The following is a 6368-nucleotide window of genomic DNA, read 5'->3' as shown; positions in this document are numbered from 1 at the left end:
AAGGAGCCGGGGCCGGTGGTGATGCCGAACAGGTCGATGTCGCCGGGCGCGATCCCGGCCTCGGCCAGCACCTCCAGCACCAGCGGCATCAGCCGGACGGCGTGGCCCTGGGCCATCGGCTCCATCCGCGCGGCCACCGTCTGCCCGTCGCGCCGCACCGCCACGCCGCAGCCGGCGCCGGCTGCATCGAGGCCAAGCACAATCATGCGGCGGCTTCCGCAGATGGAGGGGACAGTCGGGCGCAATTCATAAGGACAATCGGTCGGAACACGCGCTCACACGATCCGGCAGACTTCCTCGAAGGCCAGGCGTGGGCGGCGGGGAAATTCCTTGTTGCGGTCGACATAGCCGATATCGACCAGCAGGCTGGAGCGCCAGCGGGTGCCGGAGAGGAAGGCGGCATCGACCTTGGCGCGGTCGAACTCCGCCACCAGCCAGCAGCCGAGGCCCAGGCCCCGCGTCGCCATGATCAGATAGGCCGCCTGCATCGCCGCGTCGCGATGCGCCGTCTCCTGCGCCAGGTCGGGGCGGGCGGCGAAGCGGATCGCCGTCTCCGGCTCGTCCGGCAGCAGCCGCGGCAGGTGCTCGTGAAACGCCGAGTCATAGGCCACGATCGCGGTCACCGGCGCCTGCAGCGTCGCGCCCAGCGCCTCGGGGTCGACCGCGGGCCGCAGCGCCGCCCGGCCCTCCTCCGAGGTCACGAAGACGATCCGCGCCGGACAGGAATTGGCGCTGGTCGGGCCCCGCTTCATCAGGTCGTAGATCGCCCGGAGCGTCGCCTCCGGAATCGCCTCGTCGTGGAAAACGCAGCGCGCGCGGGCCTCGCGGAACAGCGTGTCGAGCGCGATCTTGTCGAGCGCCATGGTCATATGTCGCAGAAAATCTCAGCTGGCGGCAGGTAAGCCGATCGCGCGATCCGCGGCAAGCCGCGCCGAATCGAGCTCGGCGAGATCGTTCCCACGGATCATGGCCCGAACGTCGCGGATATAGGCCGTCCCGCGGGTCGAATAGCGCGTGAGGGTCGACGCCAGATCATAGCCGTCAAGCTCCAGCCGCGCAGCTCGCAGCGCCGCGCGGCGGGCGCGGAAGCCGGAATAGGCCGGATGGGTGTTGAGGTTGCGGGCGTAGGAGGCGACGCCGTCGATCAGCCGGTCGAAGGCGGCGTAGCGCACCGCAGACCCCGCGGTCTGGCCGAACAGGGCGTTGCGGCGCTGGGCGCTGTAGGAGGTGCCCCAGCCCGATTCCACCGCGGCCTGGGCCAGGGCGAGAGAGACCGGAATCACGTCGACCCGCAGCAGCAGGGCGTCGATGTCGCCGTCGGCGACCTCGTAGCGCGCGCTCAGCTCCGCCAGCCAGGCCCGGGATTCCGCCGAGGGGGCGAGGCCGAGGCGCTGCAGCCCCTGCAGGGCCAGCAGCCGGTCGCGGTCGTGGCGGATGTCCTCGTTCACCCGCAGCACCAGCGGCAGCAGGGTGTTGAAGAACACGTCCTTGCGCAGGTCGGTCGAATCGAGGTGCCGCAGGTCGCCCGGCATCGCCTCGACCAGCAGGCGCGGCACGTCGGCCTCGCCATCCCGCACATCGGCCAGGGCGTAGTCGGCGCTGTCGAAGATCTCGCTGAGCTTGCCCGCGCTGTCGACCTTCAGGACCAGGTCCGAGGTCTTGTCGATCGGCGGCACGGCCGAGGCTGGCAGCGCCTGTTCCTGTTGGGGCGGCAGGTCGGCGACCTGCAGCTCGGGTTGATCGGCGGGGGCCGCCGGCTGGGCCAGGGCGGCGAGGGGCATCATCAGCAAAAGGCCGGCCAAGGCGGCGGCCGGTCGAAACACACGGAACTGCATGGACCTCGTTCTTGGTTGCGCCCGGGCAAGCGGCACCGGGCGCCCCGCCTATCGGCACGACCGGGTCCGCGGGCGCCCCTCGTCTTCAGGGGGCGCCGCCGGGGGGAGCGCAGCCCGCCGTCAGGCGACGGCGCGCACCTCCGTCACTTCGGGGATGTAGTGGCGCAGCATGTTCTCGATGCCGGCCTTCAGCGTCATGGTCGAGCTGGGGCAGCCGGAGCAGGAGCCCTGCATGTGCAGGTACACCACGCCGTGGTCATAGCCCTGGAAGATGATGTCGCCGCCGTCCTGGGCCACGGCGGGCCGGACGCGGGTGTCGATCAGCTCCCGGATCTGGGCTTCGATCTCGGAATCCTCCGCCGACTGGCCCTCCGAGCCTTCCGCCGCCGTCTCGGCCAGGATGACCGGCCGGCCCGCGGTGAAATGCTCCATGATGACGCCCAGGATCGAGGGCTTCAGCACGTACCAGTCGATGGTGTCCGCCTTGCTAACCGTCACGAAATCGGTGCCGAGGAAGACGCCGGTGACGCCCTCGACCTCGAACAGGCGCTGCGCCAGGGGCGACCGCGCCGCCGACTCCGCCGACGGGAAGTTGGCGGTGCCCACATCCATCACGGCCCGGCCCGGCAGGAACTTCAGGCTCGCCGGATTGGGTGTCTGCTCGGTCTGGATGAACATGGACACGGGTTCCTTCGATAGGCCGCGGCCCTCTCGGTCGCGGCGCCGGCAGGGTGAAGACGACGGCCCGGAAGATCAAGACGAAACGGCGCGCATCAGAGTCGCACGCCAATCGCCGCTGAGCGCCCCGGACCGGTTACTTGCGCAACCTCACCGTCCCGACGAGGTCGGATAGGGGGCGGTGATTACGGCTGATTTGTGGCCGCCGCCCCGGTCATTCAAGATGTCGCAGGGCATGGCGGGCGATCTTCCACATCGCCGTCGGCAGCCCGGCCTCGCCCAGACGGTCCGGCGGCACCAGCATCGCGCCCTCGACCGGGCCCTTGAGGCGGCCGGCCGCCACGGTCAGCTCGAAGTCGAAATGGGTGAAGCCGTGCCGCACCAGGCCGGGCAGCAGGCGCCAGCCGGATCCGCCCGGCGCCTCGGCCAGCACCGCGGCGAGGTCCGGCATCGGCTGCTCGATCCAGGCGGAGGACGGCACCTCCATCATCCCGCCCAGCATCCCCTTGGGCGGCCGGCGGCGCAGCAGCACATTACCCTGCGCATCGGTCAGCCAGAAGGCCACGGCCCGGCGGGTCGGCTTCGGCGCCTTGGCCAGCTTGGCCGGCAGTTCCTCGGCGATGCCGCGCTTTCGGGCCAGGCACGGCGTCGACCACGGGCACAGGATGCATTTCGGGCTGCGCGGCGTGCAGATGGTGGCGCCGAGGTCCATCACCGCCTGGGCATAGTCGCCCGGCCGATGCCTCGGCGTCAGGGCCGCCGCATGGGTCTTCAGGATCGGCTTGGCCGGCGGCAGCGGCGTCTCCACCGCAAAGATCCGGGCCATCACCCGCTCGACATTGCCGTCCATCACCGCCGCCGGCCGGTCGAAGGCGATCGCCGCGATCGCCGCCGCGGTGTAGTCGCCGATCCCCGGCAGCTGCCGCAATTCCGCCTCCGTGGACGGAAACACTCCGCCATGGCGTTCCACCACCAGCACGGCGCAGCGATGCATGTTCCGGGCGCGGGCGTAGTAGCCCAGCCCCGCCCAGGCGCGCAGCACCTCCTCCACCGGCGCCGCGGCCAGGTCGGCCACGGTCGGCCAGCGGCCGGTGAAGTCGAGGAAATAGTCCTTCACCGCCGCCACGGTGGTCTGCTGCAGCATGATCTCGCTGAGCCAGACCCGGTACGGATCCGCCTTCCGCCCGGGCGGAGCGCGCCAGGGCAGCACGCGGCGGTGCCGGTCGTACCAGGCCAGGAGAGCCGGGGCGAAGCCGGCGGGAGCAAAATCGGCGGACGTGGCTGTGTCGGGCATGGCTCGCGTTGCCGCTCGGGGGGTCGTTGCGCCACTATAGGGGCGCGAGTCCCGCAATTCGATCACGCAGTCACGACACCGATATGAGCTATCCGCGATCCATGGCCGCCCTGGTCCCCGCCCTGGCCCGCAAGGCGCTGGGCGGCGGGCGCAGCGCCATCGGCAGCCTGTTCGCGGACTGGCCGTCGGTGGTCGGCGACCACTGGGCCGACAAGGCGGTGCCGGAAAAGCTGAGCTTTCCGGCCGGCAAGCGCGACGGCGGCACCTTGGCGCTGCGGGTCGACCCGGCCGACGCCCTGCTGCTGCAGCATGACCAGGACCGGCTGATCGAGCGGATCAACGGCCATTTCGGCTATGCCGCGATCGTCCGCATCAAGCTGCTGCAGGCGCCCCTGGCCCGCCGGCCCGCGACACCGCGCCGCCGTTCCCTGACCCCGGCGGAAGAGGCGATGCTGGCCGGGCCGCTCGAATCGGTCGACGACCCCGAGTGGAAATCCCGACTTGCGGCCTTCGGCCGGGCGCTCTATGCCCGGACGCCACCGCGATGACATTTGTGGGCGCGAGGCCCGGACCCATGGAGACCATCGGATGCTGAAGACCCTGCTCGCCGGACTGGCCCTGGCCGCCGCGACATTCATGGCCGGATCGGCCTCCGCCCAGGACTCCGGCAAGGCCTGGGATCCGAAGATCACCGACAAGGACTACGTGCTCGGCAAGGCCGACGCGCCGGTGACGGTGCTGGAGTTCGCCTCCTTCACCTGCCCGCACTGCGCCGCCTTCACCAACGACGTGCTGCCGCAGATCGAGAAGAGCTACATCGACACCGGCAAGGTCAAGTTCGTGTTCCGCCAGTTCCCGCTGAACGGGCTGGACCTGCGGGCCGGGATGATGGCGCGGTGCGCCCCGCGCGAGCAGTATTTCAACATCGCCAAGGTGCTGTTCAAGCAGCAGCAGAGCTGGGCGGTCTCCGACCAGAATGCCGCCCTGTCCGCCCTGGTGCAGATCGGCGGCATGGCCGGCCTGCCGAAGGACAAGTTCGACGCCTGCCTGGCCGACAACAGCATCGCCGACGGCATCGTCAACGGCATGCAGGCGGCGCAGACCGAGTACCAGGTCAACGCCACCCCGACCTTCGTCGTCGAGGGCGAGAAGCTCGAGGGCGAAGCCAGCTTCGACACCTTCAAGGCGATCTTCGACAAGAAGCTCGCCGAGAAGGGCGTCGCCACCAACTGACCGCCTAGGAGCGCGCCGCCGTGCACTTCGCCCGGCTCCGCCTGTCGGGCTTCAAATCCTTCGTCGACGCGACCGACGTGGCCATCGAGCCCGGCCTGACCGGCGTGGTCGGACCGAATGGCTGCGGCAAGTCGAACCTGGTCGAGGCGCTGCGCTGGGCGATGGGCGAGAACTCCGCCCGGCGCATGCGCGGCCAGGAGATGGACGACGTCATCTTCGGCGGCACCACCGGCCGGGCCGCGCGGAACCTGGCCGAGGTGACGATCACGCTGGACAACAGCGACCGCACCGCCCCCGGCTTCGACCAGGTCGACACCATCGAGGTCAGCCGCCGGATCGAGCGCGGCACCGGATCGGACTATCGCATCAACGGCAAGCCGGTGCGCGCCCGCGACGTGCAGCTGCTGTTCCAGGACAATGCCTCCGGGCCCGCCTCCCCCGCTCTGGTCAGCCAGGGCCGGATCGCGGCTATGATCTCGGCCCGCCCGGCGGAGCGGCGGCAGATCCTGGAGGAGGCCGCCGGCATCACCGGCCTGCACAGCCGCCGGCACGAGGCCGAGCTGCGGCTGCGCTCGGCCGAGGAGAACCTGGTCCGCCTGGACGACGTGCTGGTGCAGCTGGATGCCCAACTGGGCGGCCTGCGCAAGCAGGCCCGGCAGGCGGCGCGCTACCGCACCATCTCGGAGCAGATCCGCCAGGTCGAGGCGACGCTGCTGCACCTGCAATGGACCACGGCCGGCATCGCCCATGCCGAGGCCCGGCGTGCCTATGACGCCAATGAGCAGGTGGTGCGCGAGCGCATGATCGCCGCCACCCGCGGCACCACCGAGCAGGCGGAGGCCGCGGCCGCCCTGCCGGCCCTGCGCAAGGCTGACGCTGAATCCGCCGCGGCGCTGCAGCGCCTCCTGGTCGAGCGCGAGACGCTGGAGGCCGAGGCCGGCCGGCTGAGCCAGTCGATCCTGGACACCAAGCGCCGGCTGGAGCAGGTGACGGGCGATCTGGTGCGCGAGCGGTCGCTGGGCGCCGACGCCGCCCAGGCCCTGGCCAAGCTGCAGGAGGAGCGCGAGCGGATCGAGCGCCAGAGCGCCGGCGAGGCCGAGGCGGAGGCCGAGGCGCGGGTGGCGATCGACACGCAGCGCGAGATCGTCGACACGCTGGACGGAAAGCTGACGGCACTGACCGAGGCTGCGGCCGGCGACGAGGCCCGGCGGCAGAGCCTGGCCAAGCGCCAGCGCGAGCTGGAGGGCCGCCTCCTGGACCTGGCCCGCCGGCACGAGGACGCGCTGCGCCAGATCGCCCAGGTCGAAGCCGAGCTGGCCGGCGCCGAC

Annotated in this window: 8 protein-coding genes; 3 read left to right on the top strand and 5 right to left on the bottom strand. The window is 71.1% G+C overall.

What is annotated here, in order from left to right; genetic code table 11:
- From P409_RS23030 to mutY, 5 genes are all read right to left on the bottom strand, one after another.
- The coding region (locus P409_RS23030) for a tRNA threonylcarbamoyladenosine biosynthesis protein TsaB (protein ID WP_430515656.1) at positions 1-206 on the bottom strand (206 nt) is incomplete at its 3' end.
- Positions 207-275: 69 nt separating this feature from the next.
- Entirely contained in the window at positions 276-863 is a 588-nt protein-coding gene (locus P409_RS23025; RefSeq protein WP_202964772.1) for a malonic semialdehyde reductase, read from the bottom strand.
- 21 nt (positions 864-884) lie between these two features.
- A complete protein-coding gene (locus tag P409_RS23020) occupies positions 885-1835 on the bottom strand; it encodes a glucosaminidase domain-containing protein (protein ID WP_052121238.1) in 951 nt (316 codons plus the stop codon).
- Between the two features lie 120 nt (positions 1836-1955).
- A complete protein-coding gene (locus tag P409_RS23015; RefSeq protein WP_034844195.1) occupies positions 1956-2513 on the bottom strand; it encodes a NifU family protein in 558 nt (185 codons plus the stop codon).
- Positions 2514-2727: 214 nt separating this feature from the next.
- On the bottom strand, positions 2728-3807 hold the full coding sequence (mutY, locus tag P409_RS23010) for an A/G-specific adenine glycosylase (protein ID WP_034844192.1): 1080 nt from the start codon (positions 3805-3807) through the stop codon (positions 2728-2730).
- Positions 3808-3890: 83 nt separating this feature from the next.
- Here mutY and P409_RS23005 point away from each other — a divergent pair, with 83 nt between their 5' ends.
- From P409_RS23005 to P409_RS22995, 3 genes are all read left to right on the top strand, one after another.
- Positions 3891-4355 carry a DUF721 domain-containing protein gene (locus tag P409_RS23005; RefSeq protein WP_034844191.1) on the top strand — a complete coding sequence of 155 codons (465 nt, stop codon included), beginning with the start codon at positions 3891-3893 and terminating at the stop codon, positions 4353-4355.
- Between the two features lie 40 nt (positions 4356-4395).
- Positions 4396-5040, top strand: coding sequence for a DsbA family protein (locus P409_RS23000; protein ID WP_034844190.1), 645 nt, complete (start codon positions 4396-4398; stop codon positions 5038-5040).
- Positions 5041-5060: 20 nt separating this feature from the next.
- A partial coding sequence (locus P409_RS22995; RefSeq protein ID WP_034844188.1) for an AAA family ATPase occupies positions 5061-6368 on the top strand: 1308 nt, incomplete at its 3' end.

Source organism: Inquilinus limosus MP06, assembly GCF_000767795.1.
GTDB lineage: Bacteria > Pseudomonadota > Alphaproteobacteria > DSM-16000 > Inquilinaceae > Inquilinus > Inquilinus limosus_E.
The sequence above is the reverse complement of the archived record's forward strand: the minus strand, read 5'-3'. Positions and strand labels throughout refer to the sequence as shown.